Consider the following 17,362-nt stretch of genomic DNA (forward strand, 5'->3'; position numbering starts at 1 on the left):
ACCGGGTGTACCCCTGGTGGTAGCAAACTGGGTGGTGGGGGGCTATTTCTTCTTGAGGTTGGTGAGGGCTTTGCGGGCTTGGTCCTTGCAGACCTGGGCGATGTCGTCCTTGCTGACGTCCTGGCCCTTGGCCATGCGGAGGCGGATGTTGACCTTCACCGAGGCGTTGTCGTCCTTGACGGCGACGGTGTAGTCGGTGGTGGTGAAGTAGGTGTAGTCGTCGACCTTGGCGGACCAGTAGCCGGACTCGCCGATGCCTGGGACGTCGCCCGCGGTGCGACCGCTGCCGGTGGTGCCGGTGTCGACGACCTTCCAGGTGTCGAACTCGGGCTTGGCGTAGGTGCTGGAGCCGCTGAGGAAGGAGACGTCGAGGGTGAGGTCGGCCTGGTTGGTGGTGTATTTGTCGGCGCTGCTGGCCTGTTCGTTGCTGGCCTGGCATTCGAAGCGGCCGCCGATGTAGTCGGCGGGCTTGGTTTCGGTGTGGGTGGGGGTGCCCTTGGGGGTGGCGACCCATTTGCTCAGCACCGAGGTGTCGATCACGTTGCAGCCGTTGGTGACACCGTCCATGGTGTATTTCCCGGCGTTCTTCTTGGTGTCGCCGAGCGGGTTCACGGGGTTGTCGCCGCCGGTGAGGGCGACCACGCCGATGATGGCGCCGACGATCACCACCAGGCCGATCGCGCCGCCGATGATCCAGCCGGTCTTGTTGGAGCGCGGCGGTTGCGGGGTCGGGTAGCCGTAGCCGGGGGCGACGGGAGCGCCGTAGGGCTGCTGGTAGTCGGCCTGCTGATAGCCGGTGGGCACCTGGGGATAACCACCCGACGGCGCCTGGGGATAACCACCGGAGGGCACCTGTTGATAGCCCGCCGAGGGGACCTGTGGATAACCGCCGGACGGCGGCTGCGGATAACCGCCGGAGGGCTGCTGCGGGTAGCCGCCGGAGGGCTGCTGCGGCGGAATCTGCTGTGCGGGAGGCGTATACGGCGGAATGTTCGCGCCCGCGTAGTTCAGCATGGTCGGATCGGGGCCCTGGACGGGTTGTCCCGGTTCGCCTCCTGCGGGCGCGGTGGCCCACCACTGGGCGGTTTCCTGGGCTTTGGCCGGGTCGTGTGGTGTTCCCGATCCTGGATCCGAACTCGTCATCGCCTTGTCCCCTCCGGTATGGCGCGCATGCCTCCGCGATATCGCAGGCATCGTAACGACCCCGGGCGGCGCGGGTCGCGGTGAGCCGCTACACTGGCCGACGGATCCAGCGCGGCGCGCATCCTGTGAACTCCCCCAGGGCCGGAAGGCAGCAAGGGTCAACGGGCTCTGCCGGGTGCGCTGGGTCCCCTTTCATTTTCGGGGTGCGGAGTCGTATATACCCTCCCGATCGGGCGAGTCGTCCTAGTAACGTGGGCGGCTGGGTCCACGACACGCACCCGGGTGCGTGGTCCACGGCACCCTCGACATAACACCCTCGCCCTTGGAAAGGCTGTCAGATGCCTCGGCAGACGCAATTCGGTTTGATGAGCCATGCGGAACTCGTGACGGAACACGAGACGCAGACCGCGAACTACGCGAAGCTCAAGACCGAGAAGCTGACGCTGGACATTACGAGGGGTAAGCCATCGCCCGAGCAGCTGGATCTCTCGCAGGGACTCCTCGAGCTGCCGGGCGCCGGCGACTACCGTGACGCCAACGGCACCGATGTCCGCAATTACGGTGGCCTGCACGGCCTGCCGGAACTGCGCGCCATCTTCGGTGAGCTGCTCGGGATTCCGGTGTCGAACCTGGTGGCGGGCAACAACGCCAGCCTGGAGATCATGCACGACCTGCTGGTGTTCGCGATGCTGCACGGCACGGTGGATTCGCAGCAGCGCTGGGCGGCCGAGCCGGTGCTCAAGTTCCTTTGTCCGGTGCCGGGTTACGACCGGCATTTCGCGATCACCGAATCGCTCGGTTTCGAGATGATCCCGATCCCGATGAAGGGCGACGGCCCGGACACCCACCTGATCGCCGAGCTGGTGGCCGCCGATCCGGCCATCAAGGGTCTGTGGGCGGTGCCGAACTATTCCAACCCGACCGGCATCACCTTCTCCGAAGCCGTTACCCGCGAACTGGTTTCGATGCCGACCGCGGCTCCCGACTTCCGCATCATCTGGGACAACGCGTACGCGGTGCACCCGCTGGCCGACACCGCCGAGCCGGTGCTGGACGTGCTGGGCCTGGCCGCCGCCGCAGGCAACCCGAACCGCCCGCTGGTGCTGGCCTCCACCTCGAAGATCACCTTCGCGGGGTCGGGCGTGAGCTTCTTCGGCGCGTCCACCGCCAACCTGGAGTGGTACCTGAAGCACCTGGGCCGCAAGACAATCGGCCCGGACAAGGTGAACCAGCTGCGGCACCTGCGCTTCTTCGGTGACGCCGAGGGCGTGCGCACGCACATGCAGAAGCACCGCGCCCTGCTGGAGCCGAAATTCCAACTGGTGCTGCGGATCCTGGAGGACCGGCTGGGCGCGTCGAAGGTGGCGTCCTGGACCGAGCCCAAGGGCGGCTACTTCATCAGCCTGGACGTGCTGGAGGGCACCGCGAGCCGGGTGGTGGCGCTGGCCAAGGACGCCGGTATCGCGCTGACGCCCGCCGGTGCGTCCTACCCGTACGGAAAAGACCCGGAGGACAAGAACATTCGCATCGCCCCGAGCTTCCCGTCGATCGGTGAGCTGGAGAAGGCGATGGACGGCCTGGCCACCTGCGTACTGCTGTCGGCTTCGGAGAAGCTGATGAGTTTGACCGGCTAGGTTCCGGAAACACGAAGGGCGCGCACCGAATTCGGTGCGCGCCCTTCTCCGTCTGTCAGGCGGGCTTGTGTGCGAGCACAGCGAACATGGTCACCGACAGGTGGATGTCGCCGCTGGCGGCACCCGCTTCCAGGTCCGCGAGCAGCTGATCGCGCTGTGCCTGGGTGATCGCGCTGCGCGCCACCGCCATATCGGCGATGCGGGCCACCAGTGCGCCCGCGCCGATGCCGCCGTCCTGCACCAGCGCGTGTGAGCCGATGCTGTCGACGACCAGTCCGGCCTGGGTGAGCTGTCCGGCCAGCCGTCGTCCGGCGAACGGGTTGGTGGTGCGGGCGATCATGGTCTCGACGACCTCGTGCACCACGTGCCGGTCGCCGGGATGCACGATGGCGGTGCCCCAGTCGCTGTCCATCACGACCACGCGCCCGCCGGGGCGCAGCACCCGGGCGATCTCGCCGGCCGCGCGGGCGGGGGAGGTGAGGTGCCCGAAGACGCGTTCGCACAGGGCGACGTCGAAGGTGTCGTTGCCGAAGGGCAGCCCGTAGGCGTCGCCGGTGACGAAGGTGGCGGTGGATTCGGCCTGGGCGGCACGGCGTTCGGCGGCGTGCAGTAGGTTCGGGTCGGGTTCGACGCCGACCGCGGTGCCGGTGGCGCCGACGCTCTCGGCGAAGGTGAACACCTCCGATCCGGTGCCGGAGCCGATGTCCACCGCACGCTCGCCGGGCCGGACGGCGAGGGCTTCGTGGGCCCAGGTCCGCAGCCGCCGGATTCCCGGCAGTGCGGCTTGCAGATCCTGGACGTCGACCAGCTGATCCTGGCCGTCGCGGTCGAAGCGGTCCGGGCGCAGTCCGGACCCCGCACCAGGTTGCGGCGCGGTTCCTACTGAAGAAGTAGCCATGGTGTCGGGCATGGCCCGAGCCTAGCGTTCCGCCGGGCCCGGCGTGACCCGCGTCACCGCGCCGCGGGCCTGATGGGATGATCGAGACATGGTGAGCCGCACGCTGTGTATCGCGCAGGATTCGGATGCCGACCAACTGCTGTCGACGGATGATTTCGCGCTGCTGGTCGGGATGATGCTGGATCAGCAGTTCCCGATGGAGCACGCGTTCCGTGGTCCGTGGAAACTCGCCGACCGGATGGGCGGGTTCGACATCCAGCGGATCGCCACGGCCGATCCGGAGGAGTTCGAGGAGCTGGCCGCCACCCCGCCGGCCATCCACCGCTACGGCCGGTCCATGGGCCGCCGGGTGCAGGAGCTGGCCCGCTTCATAGTCGAGCACTATGACGGCGAGACCTCCCGGCTGTGGACCGACGGTGATCCGGACGGCAAGGAGGTGCTGAAGCGGATCAAGCAGCTGCCGGGTTTCGGTGATCAGAAGGCGCGGATCTTCTTGGCGCTGTTGGGCAAACAGCGCGCGCTGAGTGCGAGTGGCTGGCGTGAGGCGGCGGGCGCTTACGGTGAGGACGGTTCGCGCCGATCGGTCGCCGATGTGACCGATGCCGAATCCCTCACCCAGGTCCGGGAATTCAAGAAGCAGGCCAAGGCTGCCGCCAAGGCGAAATAGATCTGTCCGATCTGTCCGATCTGTCGCGATCGAATCAAGCTGGGTTTTACCCTCGAACTCCCTGTGAGGTTGCTGAATGCTGACCGTCGTCAGTTACTTTGTGCGGCAGCGGGAGCAGTACCCAGATGAAGATGAGGAAATTCGCCGGAGCGGCGGCGTTGACGATGGCGGTCCTGGGCGTGGCCACCGGCACCGTTCATGCTGAGCCGGTTCAGTCCGACAGTGGCGTAATCAATTACAGCGCGACGGTCAACGATACGAGCACGATCGTCCGTACCGACGCCGGTTCACTGGTCGTCGAGAACGGCGTTTTCGAGATCAAGGCCGCCAATGGCAACATTGTGGCCAACACCCCCTTGAACTTTCGCGTGGACGAGTTCGAGTTCCCGATCGTGGCGAACATCGCGGATCACAGCGCGACCCTGACGCCCCAGTTCGATGTGCAGCACGCGACCTACAAGCCGGTCGCACTGCCGTTCGAGGACCAGGCCCCCTGGAAGTCGGACTACGACCGTGAGCAGGCCGCCTGGGGCCGTCTGCGGGACACGATCGGCATGGGCGCGACCGTCGGAACGCTGGTAGGCGGCCTGGGTGGCGCCGCACTGGGTTGCGCCATCGGGTTCGGTGTCGCGGGTGTCGCGACCGCTCCGCTGGCCGCGCTCTTCGGTGCGGGCCCGATCGCGGGCTGCATCGGCGGCGCCGCGGCATTCGGATTCCTGGGCACCATCGCGGGCCAGCTGTTCGTGACGGCGCCGGTCGCGCTCGCGGCCGCGATCCAGTACTTCTCGACCGTCAACCAGCCGCACATCAGTGGTGGCAAGTAGCCAGCGAATCACCTGTTCCGGTAGGGGAATTCGCGAGGCGGGCCACCCGGCGAATGGTCGTCCGGTGCGTCCTCATCGAATCAAGCTGGTTTTTACCCTCCACCATCCTGAGGGTTTCCTTAATGCTTGCCGCCGTCAGTCAGTTTGTGCAGCAGCAGGAGTCGGTCCAGATGAAGATGAGGAAATTCGCCGGAACGGCGGCGTTCGCGATCGCCGCTTCGGTATTGGCCAGCGGGACCGTTCACGCGGACCCGGCCAAGCCGGACAGTGGCGCTATCAATTACACCGCCACGACCAATGATTCGAGCACGATCATCCATACGGATGCGGGTTCTCTCGTTGTCGAGAATGGCGTGTTCGAAATCAAGGCCGCAAATGGCAACGTGCTGGCCAACACTCCGTTGAACTTTCGCGTGGATGATTTCCAGTTCCCGATCGTGGCGAATATCGCGGACGATCGCAGCGCGACCCTGACCCCGCGGTTCGACGTGGATTACGCGGTCTACCAGCCGGTCGCGCTGCCCTACGAGGACCAGGCTCCCTGGAAGTCGGACTTCGACCGGGAGCAGGCGGCCTGGAACCGCCTGCGCGACACCATTTCCACCGGCGCCACCATCGGCACGCTGGTCGGCGGTGTCGGCGGCGCGGCCCTGGGCTGCGCGATCGGGTTCGGTGTCGCGGGTGTCGCTACCGCTCCGCTGGCCGCGCTCTTCGGCGCCGGTCCGATCGCGGGCTGCATCGGAGGCGCCGCGGCGGTGGGCTTCCTCGGCACCCTGGCGGGTCAGTTGTTCGTGACCGCTCCGGTTGCGCTCGCGGCCGCTATCCAGTACTTCTCGACCATCAACGAGCCGCACATCTCCGGTAAATAGGGGATTTCGGCAAGCGATGGGCAAAGGTTCATCATTCGGGCACCCCAGTGCCACTCCGCGTTTGATCGTCCCGGTTTCCATCGGTGCGTCCCCAGGGGTTTACACCTGACAATGATTCCTCTGGGGGCGCACCTGCTCATCTCCAGAGGGAATTTTCAACACATGCGCTTCAAGAACTTCGCCGTGACCGCGGCGCTGACGATCGCTGCCCTTGGCATCTCCACCGCGACCGTCAACGCCGCCCCGGCTCCGGCCGACGAATCCATCAACTACACCGCCACGGTCGACCAGACCAGCACCATCGTCCACACGGACGCCGGTTCCATGGTCGTCGAGGACGGCGCTTTCAAGATCAAGGCCGCGAATGGCGCTGTGCTGGCAGGCACTCCGCTGAACTTCCGCGTCGACGAGTTCGAGTTCCCGATCGCGGCGAACATCGCGGACCACAGCGCCACGCTGACCCCGCAGTTCGATCTGGATCACGCGACCTACAAGCCCGTCGCGCTGCCGTTCGAGGACCAGGCTCCCTGGAAGACGGATTACGACCGTGAGCAGGCTGCCTGGAACCGCATGAAGGACACCATCTCCACCGGTGCCACCATTGCCACCCTGGTCGGCGGCATCGGCGGCGCGGCCGTCGGTTGCGTCATCGGCTTCGGTGTCGCGGGTGTCGCTACCGCTCCGCTGGCCGCGCTCTTCGGCGCCGGTCCGATCGCGGGCTGCATCGGTGGCGCTGCCGCCGTCGGCTTCCTGGGCACCCTCGCGGGCCAGCTGTTCATCACGGCTCCGGTCGCGATCGCCGCTGCGATCCAGTACTTCGCCACCATCAACCAGCCGCATCTCGCGAAGTAAGCGCTAAGGAGCTCAGGGACGAACTCAGACACCTCATCGGGACAACCCGTCCGGCTTCGGGGCCGGACGGGCTTCCGTTTTTTCACGGTGTGCTGAACTCGTGTTCCCGCCCCCGCTTCCGATCGGCTCGAGCGCAACCCTGTCGGTGCGCGGCGGCCGGTGCTGAAGTGAAGTGATGGGCGAGCTGACCTCGATTCACAGCGCGGGCGCCGCGCTATCTCCGGTCGACGGCACGGATCTGCGAAAGACCTTCGCGCACTTCCCCAGCGGGGTGGTGGCGGTCTGCGCACGGATCGGTGGCAATCCGTACGGCATGGTGGTGAGCACCTTCGTACCGGTGTCACTGGATCCACCGCTGGTGTCGATCTGCATCCAATATTCCTCCGAGACCTGGCCGATTCTGCAACAGGCCAGCCGTCTGGGGTTGAGCCTGCTGGGCAGTGCGCAGCAGGCGGCGGCCCGGGGTCTGAGTTCCCGTCGTGGTGACCGCTTCCGGAATGTGGAGCTGCACACTGGGACCGGCAATGCCGCCTTCGTGGCGGGCGCCGCCACCTGGCTGGAAACCTCCGTCCACGAGCAGGTTCCGGCGGGCGATCACGCCGTGGTGCTGTTGCGGGTGCACCGCCTGACCACGCATCCCGAGTCCGAGCCGCTGGTATTCCATCGCAGCGGTTTCCGCGCGCTGCACGACCATGATCCCGATCTGGACGCGGCCGCCGGCTGAGTTCTCCGATTTTCCGGTGGCAATCGGGAAATCCGTTGTACCGCTATTGAATTCACGCTGATCTGGACCGGCGACAGGCGTCGCCGGAGTTCGTATCGTCGTCTTCACCATCCAGAGCGATCGAGAGACCTGGCTCGCAGACATCGCAGCAACCCCCGCGCACGTGGTGCGGGTGCTTCCGCCAGGACCGATGGAGGACGAATCCATGAGCACATTGGCGGCACCCGCGGACACCGCGACGCCTGTCGATCACGACGATGGCGAACTGCGCATCGTCCGCACCCGGCACCCCTGGCGCTGGGTGACGGCGGCGGTCGCACTGCTGCTGGTCGCGCAGTTCGCGCACGGCCTGATCACCAATCCCGGCTGGGACTGGTCCACTTTCGCGCAGTACATCACCGCGTCGTCGGTGCTCTCAGCACTGAAGGTGACGCTGGAGCTGACCTTCTGGGGGACGCTGCTCGGCTTCTTCATCGGGATCTGGCTGGCCATCGGCCGGTTGTCGAAGAACCCGGTGCTGCAGGCGATCTCGTGGACCTACGTGTGGGCGTTCCGCTCGATTCCGCTGATCGTGCAGCTGCTGTTCTGGTTCAACCTGGCCTATCTGTACAAGACGCTGTCGCTGGGCATTCCGTTCGGCCCGGAGTTCGCGCACTTCCAGACCAATGGCGTGATCAGCGGATTCACCGCCGCCGTCATCGGTTTGGCGCTGCATCAGGCCGCGTACTCGGCGGAGATCATTCGCGCCGGGATCATCTCGGTGGACGAGGGGCAGTGGGAGGCGGCGCGTTCGCTGGGGCTGCCGTGGCATCGGCAGTTCTTCACGATCGTTGCCCCGCAGGCCATGCGCGGCATTCTGCCGAACGCCGCGAACGAGGTGATCAGCCTGTTCAAGGGCACCTCGATCGTGTCGACCATGGCGATCGCGGAGCTGTTCTACCAGGTGCAGGTCATCTACGGCCGCAACGGCCGGGTGGTGCCGCTGCTGATGGTGGCGACGGTCTGGTACATCGCGCTGACCACCGTGCTGAGCATCGCGCAGTTCTATATCGAGCGGCACTTCGCGAAGGGTGAGAAGCGGTGAGCGAGTACGCGATCGAACTGCGCGGCATCCGGAAGTCCTTCGGCCGCAACGAGGTGCTCAACGGCATCGATCTGACGGTGCGGCCCGGTGAGGTCACCGTGATCCTGGGCCCGTCGGGTTCGGGCAAGTCGACGCTGCTGCGAACCATCAACCATCTCGAACAGGTCGATGCCGGAACCGTCCGGGTCGGTGGCGAATTGGTGGGCTACCGCCGCCGGGGCGATCGGCTGCACGAGCTGCCCGAACGCGAGATCCTGCGTCAGCGCTCGCGCATCGGCTTCGTGTTCCAGAACTTCAATCTGTTCCCGCATCTGACGGTTCGGGAGAATGTGGCGCTCGCGCCGGTGGCCGCGCAGCGCCGCGCCAAGGCCGAGGTGAACGCGGAGGCCCTGGAGCTGCTGGCCCGGGTCGGGTTGTCGGACAAGGCGGATGAGTACCCGTCCCGGCTCTCCGGTGGTCAGCAACAGCGGGTCGCCATCGCACGGGCGCTGGCCTTGAAGCCCGAGGTGCTGCTGTTCGACGAACCCACCTCGGCGCTGGACCCCGAGCTGGTCGGCGAGGTGCTCGAGGTGCTCACCGATCTGGCCCGCGGCGGCGCGACACTGGTGATCGTCACCCACGAGGTGGGTTTCGCCCGCGAGGTCGCCGACACCGTGGTGCTGATGGACGAGGGCCGCATCGTCGAACAGGGCCCGCCCACCCAGGTGCTCGACAGCCCGGCGCATCCGCGCACCAAAGCCTTTCTCGCACACGTCCTGTGACGTGTCCCCGACTACGTGAGGACCATTCCGATGTCCATGGCGAGCCGTCGCAGACGGATCGGCGCTCTGATCGCCGTCACCACTCTGAGTCTGCTGGTGGGTGGCTGCGGTAAGGGCGATGGCACCACCACCGACACGACCCGCACCGTGAACGGCGTCAGCTATGACCTGTCGCCCGAGCAGGCCGGCCGCGTACACGCTCCGAAGGTGGACGCCATCGCGGCGCAGTTGCCGCAGGCCCTGCGCGACCGCGGCACGCTGGTGGTGACCGGCTCGGTGGGCGCGGCTCCGCCGCTGCGCTTCTACGCCACCGACGATCGCACCCCGATCGGCGCGGACGCCGATCTCGCCGTGCTGGTCGCCGACATTCTGGGCCTGAAGGTCGACACCCGCATCGGCGACTGGGCGCAGAACTTCGTGAAGATCGATTCCGGTGAGGCGGACGCCTTCGTCAGCAATGCCACGGTCACCGAGGAGCGCAAGGAGAAGTACGACTTCGCCACCTACCGCCTCGACAATGTGGCGCTCGAGGTGCCCAAGGACGCGAACTGGACCTACCAGGACCGCAAGTCGTTGGCGGGCAAGAAGATCGGCGTCACCTCCGGCACCAACCAGGAGCAGTTGCTGGTGAAGTGGAGCGCCGATGATGTCGCCGACGGCCTGCCCAAGGTGGACATCACCTACTACCAGCAGGTCAGCGACTACTACCTGGCCCTGTCCGCGGGTCGTATCGACGGCTACCTGGGACCGAATCCGTCCGCGCAGTATCACGTGGCGCAGACCGGTCAGTCCAAGGTGGTCGCCACCTTCTCCGGTGCGGGCGATGCCCTGCAAGCCGAGATCGGCGTGCTGACCAAGAAGGACAATGGTCTGGTCGGGCCGGTGCAGCAGGCCCTGCAGTACGCCATCGACAACGGCCTGTACCGCAAGGTGCTCGATCGCTGGGGTCTGGGCGGCGAAGCGGTGGCGCAGTCGCGGATCAATCCGCCGGGCCTACCGAAGGCGAAGAAATGACAGTGTCGCGCAACGTATTCCACGTCGGCCAGCACGATCCGCTGGCCGGTCCGCTGCTGGCGGAACTGGCCATCGAGTACAGCACCCGCTACGGCGGCACGCCCGGCGAGGTGCACGCGGAGCTGACCGAATATCCGGTGAGTCATTTCGCGCCGCCGCACGGCGACCTGCTGGTCGTGGTCGAGGACGGAGAACCGGTGGCGGGCGGCGCTTTTCAGCGCTTCGATGCCGAAACCGCTGAGCTGAAACGGATCTGGACCGCCCAGGGCCAGCGCCGTCGCGGGCTGGGCCGCTTCGTGCTCGAGCAGCTCGAGGCCGAGATCGCCCGGCGTGGTTACCGCCGCATCTACCTGACCACCGGACCCCGCCAGCCCGAGGCCGTGGCGCTCTACACGGCGGCGGGCTACACCGCGCTGCCGCTGGATGTCCGGGAAGAGGTCGGGTACGTCCATCCATTCGAGAAATTCGTTCCCGCCCAGGCGGTTTCGGTATGAGTCCCCTCCGGAGATCCACGATGACCTATTTCCCCACCGTGCGTGCGCGCCGCGCCGTCGCGCTCACCGGTGCGCTCGCCGCTACCCTCACCCTGGCCGCGTGCGGCAGTGGTGACAGTGGCGGTGGCGGCGGTGAGCCGTCAGGGCCGCCGCAGTCGGGCGGCACCCTGCGCTACGGTCTGTCGTCGGCTCCGACCTGCTCGGATCCGGCTCAGTCGGGGACCAATCAGACCATCTACGTGACCCGGCAGATCGTCGATTCGCTGGTGGATCAGGATCCGGCCAGCGGGGCGCTGCGGCCGTGGCTGGCCGACACCTGGAATTACACGGCCGACGCGAAGAGCTTCACCTTTCATCTGAAGGACGGCATCACCTTCAGCGACGGCACCCCGCTGACCGCTGACTCGGTGCGCAAGAACTTCGATTCCATCGTGGCGCTCGGCGGGGTGAAGGCGCCGCTGGGCGCGAGCTACCTGTCCGGGTACGTGGGCAGCGTCGCACTGGACCCGCGGACCGTGCGCATCGAGTTCTCCGCGCCCAATGCCCAGTTCCTACAGGCGGTCTCGACCCCGCAGCTGGGTATTCAGGCCGACGCCACCATCGGCAAGTCGGCCGAGGAGCGCTGCCAGGGCGGCAATATCGGCAGTGGGCCGTTCACCTACGCCGAATGGAAGCAGAACGCGTCGGCGACGCTGGCCAAGCGGGCCGGGTACCAGTGGGGTTCCGGAGTGTTCGCCTCGCAGGGGGAGGCGCACCTGGACAAGATCGCGTTCACCGTGGTGCCCGAATCCGGGGTCCGCACCGGCAGTCTCGCCTCCGGACAGCTCGACGCGATCAGTGACGCGCTGCCCCAGGACATCAAGCAGATCGAGGGCGGCGGCGGCCGGGCGCAGTTCACCGCGAACCCCGGCGTCGTATTCGGGTTGCAGCCCAACGTGACTCGCGGCCCGCTGCGTGATCCGGCGGTGCGGACGGCCCTGCTGCCCGCGATCAACCGCAAGGAGCTGGTCGAGACCGTGCTGGGTCCGCAGTTCAAGCCCGCCACCGGCGTGCTGGCCGCGAATACCCCCGGCTACGTGGATCTTTCGACCCGGGTGACCTACGACCCCGACGCCGCGAAGAAGCAGTTCGATCAGGCCGGGTGGGTGCCCGGTGCGGACGGCATCCGGGTCAAGGACGGCCAGCGCCTGTCCGCGGCGGTGCTCTTCTCGCCGGTGTTCGCGGGCAATCAGGCCATTCTGGAGTTGACCCAGCAGCAGTTGAAGGCCGTCGGCTTCGAGCTGCGACTGGAGCCGGTCTCGGTGGCCGATTCGATTGTGCGGCAGAACAACAAGGACTTCGACTTCGCGTACTACAACACCACCCGCGCCGACGGTGACATCCTGCGCGCCACCTTCGCGTTCGATCAGCGCAATCTGAACGTCCGCCCCGCCGGTGACAACCTGGATGTGCTGCTCACCCAGCAGCTCGCGACCACCGATGCCGACGCGCGGGCCCGGCTGATCGGTGACGCGCAGCGCGCGGTCCTCGACGACGGCCTGTGGATTCCGACCATCGAGCTCTCGCAGGCCATCGGCGTCGGCGGGAAGGTGGCCGGGGTGAAGTTCGAGGCGTCGGCCCGCCTGCAGTTCCACGACACCTGGCTGCAGCGGTAATCCCATGGGCCGCTATGTGATCAAACGGGTGCTGCAGGCAGTGGGGGTGCTGTGGGCGGCGTTCACGCTGTCGTTCGTGGTGCTGTACCTGCTGCCCGGTGACCCGGTGGCGATAGCGGCCGGTTCCAGTACCGACGCCACCGTCGACCCGGCCGCCATCGCCGAGATGCGCACCCGCTACGGGCTGGACCAGCCGTTGTGGTCGCAGTACTGGACGGCACTGACGCATGCGGTGCGCGGCGACTTCGGGCACTCGATCAGCACCGGCCAGACCGTGACCGGGGCGCTGGGTGAGGCCCTGCCTTCGACGCTGGCGCTGGCCGGTCTGGGTTCGCTGCTGGCGGTGATCGGTGGCGTCGGTCTGGCCGTGGCGGCCGCCTACACCCAGCGCGGCTGGCTGCGCGGTCTGCTCACCGCGCTGCCGCCGATCGGTGCGTCGATGCCGGGGTTCTGGGTGGGTCTGCTGCTGCTGCAACTGTTCTCGTTCCAGCTGCGCTGGGCGCCCGCGTTCGGCGGCAAGGGGCTCGGCGGCACCATCCTGCCCGCGATCACGCTGGCGCTGCCGGTGGGCGCGGCCATCGCCCAGGTGCTCTACGCCAGCCTCATCTCGACGTGGCGGCAGCCGTTCGTCGAGGTGGCCTTCGCCAAGGGCGCGTCGCGCTGGTGGGTGCAGGTGCGGCACGTGCTGCGCCCGGCGTCGGGTCCCGCGCTGACCGTGGCGGGACTGTGGGCGGGCACCGTGCTCGCCGGGTCGGTGGTCACCGAGACGGTGTTCTCACGGCCCGGCGTCGGCCGCCTCATGCAGCAGGCGGTGCTGTTCCAGGACATTCCGGTGGTCCAGGGCGTCGTGGTGCTGGCCGCGCTGCTGTTCGTCACCGTGAACCTGGTCATCGACCTCACCTATCCGATCCTGGATCCCCGTGTGGTGCACAGGAATTCCGTCGAGGAGCGCGCCCATGCCTGATCGCCTGCCCGTCCTGCCGCGCCACTTCATCCGTGACCTGCGCGCGCGGTTGCGCACCCCGTCGGGTCCGCGCTCGCGCCTGCGCGTGCTGACGCTGACCCACCCGATGCTCGATCCGGGGTTCGCGTACTGGGTCGTCGAGGAGGAGTCCTCCGATGACTGAGGTGATCACCGCACCGAACCCGGTTGTGTTGCCGAAGGTTTCGGCCGGACAGGTGCTCGGCTGGATGCGACGCAACGGCGGGCTGGTGGTCGCCGCCGCCGTGGTGGCGCTGGTGCTGGCGTGGGCGGTGGCCCCGTCGGTCTTCGCGGGCCGGGACCCCCTCACCGGGGTACCTGCCCAGAAGCTGCGTGCTCCCAGCGCGGCGCACTGGTTCGGCACCGACAACCTCGGCCGGGATCTGTACACCCGGGTGGTGCACGGGGCCGGATTGTCTTTGAGCGCAACGGTGTTCGCGGTGCTGCTGGGGCTGGTCGCCGGGTCGCTGCTCGGACTGGTGTCGGGTGCGGCGGGCGGCGCGGTGGACACGGTGCTGATGCGCGTGGTCGACGTGCTGCTGTCCATCCCGGATCTGCTGGTGGCGCTCGCCATGATCACGGTGCTGGGGCTCGGCACCCGCAATGTGGCCATCGCCGTGGGGATTTCGCTGATCGCCAAGTTCGCCCGGGTGATGCGCAGCGAGGTGCTGCGGGTGCGGCGCGCGCCCTACGTGGAGGCGGCGCTCGCCTCCGGGGTGCGCTGGCACACGGTGCTGTTCCGGCACGTGCTGCGCAATGCGTACGGGCCGGTGGCGGCGCTGGCGGCGGTGGATTTCGGCATGGCGGTGCTGTTCGTGGCCTCGCTGAGCTTCCTCGGCTATGGCGCGGTCCCACCGACGCCGGAATGGGGTTCGCTGGTGTCCGACGGGCGCGGGTATCTGGCCATCGCCTGGTGGATGACCACGCTGCCGGGACTGGTGATCGTCGTGCTGGTGCTCTCGACGCAGCGTATTTCGCGCGCCCTTCAGAAGGACGGACTGCGATGACCGAGTCGCTGTTGAGCATCGATGGGCTGCGGGTCGAGTACCGGGGCAGCACCGGCGTCACGACCGCCGTGCGGGGCGTATCCCTGGAGGTGCGGCGGGGTGAGACGGTGGCTCTGGTCGGTGAATCCGGTTCCGGGAAGTCGACACTCGCGCACTCGGTGATCGGCCTGCTCGGCGGCGGGATCGTCACCGGCGGCCAGATCACCTTCGACGGTGCACGCATCGAGCACGCCTCCGCGCGGACCCTGCGTCGATTGCGCGGTGCGCGTATCGGACTGGTGCCGCAGGACCCGGGCACCTCGCTGAATCCGGTGCTGCGCATCGGTGATCAGGGCGGGGAGGTGCTGCGCATCCACGGCCGCGCCGACCGCCGCACCGCGCGCCTGGAGGCCGTGCGGATTCTCGAACAGGCCGGACTGGATCGGCCCGAACTGCGCGCCCGGCAGTATCCCCAGGACCTGTCCGGCGGGCAGCGTCAGCGGGTGCTGATCGGCATCGCTCTGGCCTGCGGGCCGGAACTGGTGATTGCCGACGAACCGACCAGCGCGTTGGACGTCACCGTGCAGCGCCGCATCCTCGACCATCTGGCCGAGCGCACCGCCGCCGCCGGTACCGCCGTCCTGCTCATCACCCACGACCTGGCGGTCGCCGCCGAGCGCGCCGACCGCATCGCCGTGATGCAGAACGGGGTCATCGTCGAGACCGGCAGCGCCGCACAGGTGCTCGGCGATCCGCAGCACGAGTACACCCGTCGTCTCATCACCGCCGCACCGGCCCTGGTCACCTCGTCCGGTGACGCACAGCGGGGAACCACCGCACGAACCGCCCGGCCGGATTCGGCGACCGCCGCACCGTTGCTCACGGCCGTCGGGCTGCACAAGACGTTCCGGATCGCACGGGATGTCACGCTGACGGCCGTCGACGATGTCTCGCTGGCGATCGGCCGCGGCGAAACCCTCGCCGTGGTGGGCGAATCCGGGTCGGGGAAGTCCACCACCGCCCGCATCATCGCTCGGCTCGAGCGGCCCGACGCGGGCACCGTCACCTTCGACGGCGCGGACATCAGCGGGCTGCGCGGCGCCCAGCTGCGGGCGCTGCGCCGCCGCATCCAGGTCGTCTACCAGAACCCGTTCGTCTCGCTGAATCCCAAGCTCAGCGTGGGCGCGATCGTGGAGGAACCATTGCGGGCCTTCGGGATCGGGGATCGCCCTGCCCGTCGGGCCGCGGTCGCGGAACTGCTCGAACAGGTGGCGCTGCCGGTGGAGTACCGCGACCGGCGGCCCGCCGAACTGTCCGGCGGTCAGCGCCAAAGGGTCGCCATCGCACGCGCCATCGCCCTGCGCCCGGAACTGCTGGTGCTCGACGAACCGGTGTCGGCGCTGGATGTCTCGGTGCAGGCCCAGATCCTGGACCTGCTCGAAGGTTTGCAGGCCGAGTTGAACCTGGCCTACCTGTTCATCTCGCACGACCTGGCCGTGGTGCGCCGTCTGGCCGACCGGGTCGCGGTCATGCGTCAGGGCGTCGTGGTCGAAACAGCGGACACCACCGTGCTTTTCGAGCGGCCGCAGAACGAATACACCCGGGAGCTGCTGGCCGCGGTCCCGGGCGCGCGGCTCGAGCCGGTCACCCCCACCCTCGAAAGGACAGCGTGATGCCGCCCTCCTCACCGCTGCTGCTGGGCCTGGAACTGGCCGGCACCGGCGCGCATCCGGCGTCCTGGCGTCGGCCCGACTCGCGAGCCGAGGAACTCTTCGGCGCGGCTTACTGGGTCGACGCGCTGCGGGCCGCCGACGACGCGGGAATCGACTTCGCCTTCCTCACCGACTCTTTCGCGCTGCAAGCCGCGGGCGCGGTGGGCCGCCTGGACGCGGTGGCGGTCGCCGCCCGCGCGGCCGCGGCCACCCGGCACATCGGTCTGATCGCACAGGTTCCGGTCACCCACACCGAGCCCTTCCACCTGTCCAAGGCCATCGCCAGTCTCGATTTCGCCAGCCACGGCCGGGCCGGCTGGGAGGTCACCGTCTCGACCGGCGCGGCCGCACTGTTCGGCCGGAAAGCCGAGCAGGACAGTCATTCCCGCTGGTTCGAGGCCGACGAGACGGTGGAGGTGGCGGCCCGGCTCTGGGACAGCTGGGAGGACGACGCCGAGATCCGCGATCGGGCCACCGGGCGGTTCATCGACCGGGATCGGTTGCACTACATCGACTTCGTCGGCGACAACTTCTCGGTGAAGGGCCCGTCCATCACGCCCCGGCCGCCGCAGGGGCAGCCGTTGGTGACGGTGCGCGCCGACAGCGCGCACAGCACCCGGGTCGCCGTGCATCGGGCCGACCTGATCCGCATCGCAGCACCGGATCTGGCCACGGCCGCCGGTCTGCGCGCCGAACTGCGCGGGGCGGTGGCCGCTGCGGGCCGCGACCCGGATCAGGTGCGGATCCTGCTGGATCTGGATGTGCACCTCGCCGACACCATCGACGCGGCCGCCGCCGATGTCGCCCAGCTGGAGGACTGGATCGCCACCCCCGCACCCGGGTCGGTGTTCCACATCGGCACCGCCGAGGAACTGCGCGACAGCCTCGCTGACGTCGAAACACAGTGTGCCGCCGACGGTGTGGTGCTGCGCCCGCTGGCGCTGCCCGCCGTCCTCCCGCAGCTGCGCGCGCTCGCCGCCGGGCGCGCACCGCGCCCGGGGACGCTGCGCGAACGTCTGGGCCTGCCCCGTCCGACCAGCCGCTACACCCACGCCTGAGGAGT

18 protein-coding genes, 1 other RNA gene and 1 riboswitch are annotated in these 17,362 nt (G+C 68.1%); of the genes, 17 read left to right on the forward strand and 2 right to left on the reverse strand.

Annotated elements, in window-relative coordinates:
• Nucleotides 1-42 precede the first annotated feature (42 nt).
• Nucleotides 43-1,143, reverse strand: coding sequence for a hypothetical protein (locus tag OG300_RS33255; protein WP_405487882.1), 1,101 nt, complete (start codon nt 1,141-1,143; stop codon nt 43-45).
• A gap of 99 nt (nt 1,144-1,242) precedes the next feature.
• Between OG300_RS33255 and ffs the strand changes: the two genes are divergently transcribed.
• Nucleotides 1,243-1,337, forward strand: an RNA gene (ffs, locus tag OG300_RS33260) — signal recognition particle sRNA small type.
• 144 nt (nt 1,338-1,481) lie between these two features.
• The gene (locus tag OG300_RS33265) at nt 1,482-2,777 is read left to right on the forward strand and encodes an aminotransferase class I/II-fold pyridoxal phosphate-dependent enzyme (protein WP_405487883.1); all 1,296 of its coding nucleotides are present in this window, start codon (nt 1,482-1,484) and stop codon (nt 2,775-2,777) included.
• 55 nt (nt 2,778-2,832) lie between these two features.
• Here the strand turns inward: OG300_RS33265 and OG300_RS33270 are convergent, their stop codons facing one another.
• Nucleotides 2,833-3,687 (reverse strand): methyltransferase domain-containing protein, encoded by an 855-nt coding sequence (locus OG300_RS33270; protein ID WP_405487885.1) that lies wholly within the window; start codon nt 3,685-3,687, stop codon nt 2,833-2,835.
• Nucleotides 3,688-3,766: 79 nt separating this feature from the next.
• Between OG300_RS33270 and OG300_RS33275 the strand changes: the two genes are divergently transcribed.
• From OG300_RS33275 to OG300_RS33345, 15 genes are all read left to right on the forward strand, one after another.
• Nucleotides 3,767-4,342, forward strand: coding sequence for an HhH-GPD-type base excision DNA repair protein (locus tag OG300_RS33275; protein ID WP_405498772.1), 576 nt, complete (start codon nt 3,767-3,769; stop codon nt 4,340-4,342).
• Between the two features lie 125 nt (nt 4,343-4,467).
• Nucleotides 4,468-5,166, forward strand: coding sequence for a hypothetical protein (locus OG300_RS33280; RefSeq protein ID WP_405487887.1), 699 nt, complete (start codon nt 4,468-4,470; stop codon nt 5,164-5,166).
• Nucleotides 5,167-5,336: 170 nt separating this feature from the next.
• The gene (locus OG300_RS33285) at nt 5,337-6,035 is read left to right on the forward strand and encodes a hypothetical protein (protein ID WP_405498773.1); all 699 of its coding nucleotides are present in this window, start codon (nt 5,337-5,339) and stop codon (nt 6,033-6,035) included.
• Between the two features lie 162 nt (nt 6,036-6,197).
• A complete protein-coding gene (locus tag OG300_RS33290) occupies nt 6,198-6,887 on the forward strand; it encodes a hypothetical protein (protein WP_405487889.1) in 690 nt (229 codons plus the stop codon).
• 175 nt (nt 6,888-7,062) lie between these two features.
• The gene (locus OG300_RS33295) at nt 7,063-7,611 is read left to right on the forward strand and encodes a flavin reductase family protein (protein WP_405487891.1); all 549 of its coding nucleotides are present in this window, start codon (nt 7,063-7,065) and stop codon (nt 7,609-7,611) included.
• 104 nt (nt 7,612-7,715) lie between these two features.
• Nucleotides 7,716-7,808, forward strand: a riboswitch (SAM riboswitch).
• A gap of 8 nt (nt 7,809-7,816) precedes the next feature.
• On the forward strand, nt 7,817-8,695 hold the full coding sequence (locus OG300_RS33300; RefSeq protein WP_405487893.1) for an amino acid ABC transporter permease: 879 nt from the start codon (nt 7,817-7,819) through the stop codon (nt 8,693-8,695).
• Nucleotides 8,692-9,456 carry an amino acid ABC transporter ATP-binding protein gene (locus OG300_RS33305; protein ID WP_405487895.1) on the forward strand — a complete coding sequence of 255 codons (765 nt, stop codon included), beginning with the start codon at nt 8,692-8,694 and terminating at the stop codon, nt 9,454-9,456. The genes OG300_RS33300 and OG300_RS33305 overlap by 4 nt, the downstream gene beginning before the upstream one ends.
• Before the next feature lie 30 nt (nt 9,457-9,486).
• Nucleotides 9,487-10,470: a transporter substrate-binding domain-containing protein gene (locus OG300_RS33310; RefSeq protein WP_405487897.1), complete on the forward strand. Its 984-nt coding sequence runs from the start codon at nt 9,487-9,489 to the stop codon at nt 10,468-10,470.
• Nucleotides 10,467-10,964 (forward strand): GNAT family N-acetyltransferase, encoded by a 498-nt coding sequence (locus OG300_RS33315; RefSeq protein WP_405487899.1) that lies wholly within the window; start codon nt 10,467-10,469, stop codon nt 10,962-10,964. The genes OG300_RS33310 and OG300_RS33315 overlap by 4 nt, the downstream gene beginning before the upstream one ends.
• Nucleotides 10,965-10,984: 20 nt before the next feature.
• Nucleotides 10,985-12,619, forward strand: coding sequence for an ABC transporter substrate-binding protein (locus tag OG300_RS33320; RefSeq protein ID WP_405487901.1), 1,635 nt, complete (start codon nt 10,985-10,987; stop codon nt 12,617-12,619).
• Nucleotides 12,620-12,623: 4 nt separating this feature from the next.
• Nucleotides 12,624-13,583, forward strand: a complete 960-nt coding sequence (locus OG300_RS33325) for an ABC transporter permease (protein ID WP_405487903.1) — start codon at nt 12,624-12,626, stop codon at nt 13,581-13,583.
• Complete coding sequence (locus OG300_RS33330) at nt 13,576-13,746, forward strand: hypothetical protein (RefSeq protein ID WP_405487905.1); 171 nt, start codon at nt 13,576-13,578, stop codon at nt 13,744-13,746. The genes OG300_RS33325 and OG300_RS33330 overlap by 8 nt, the downstream gene beginning before the upstream one ends.
• A complete protein-coding gene (locus OG300_RS33335; RefSeq protein ID WP_405487907.1) occupies nt 13,739-14,608 on the forward strand; it encodes an ABC transporter permease in 870 nt (289 codons plus the stop codon). The genes OG300_RS33330 and OG300_RS33335 overlap by 8 nt, the downstream gene beginning before the upstream one ends.
• Nucleotides 14,605-16,260 (forward strand): dipeptide ABC transporter ATP-binding protein, encoded by a 1,656-nt coding sequence (locus tag OG300_RS33340; RefSeq protein ID WP_405487909.1) that lies wholly within the window; start codon nt 14,605-14,607, stop codon nt 16,258-16,260. The genes OG300_RS33335 and OG300_RS33340 overlap by 4 nt, the downstream gene beginning before the upstream one ends.
• Nucleotides 16,260-17,357 carry an LLM class flavin-dependent oxidoreductase gene (locus tag OG300_RS33345; RefSeq protein ID WP_405487911.1) on the forward strand — a complete coding sequence of 366 codons (1,098 nt, stop codon included), beginning with the start codon at nt 16,260-16,262 and terminating at the stop codon, nt 17,355-17,357. The genes OG300_RS33340 and OG300_RS33345 overlap by 1 nt, the downstream gene beginning before the upstream one ends.
• Nucleotides 17,358-17,362 lie beyond the last annotated feature (5 nt).

It is taken from the genome of Nocardia sp. NBC_00511, from assembly GCF_045161165.1.
GTDB lineage: Bacteria > Actinomycetota > Actinomycetes > Mycobacteriales > Mycobacteriaceae > Nocardia.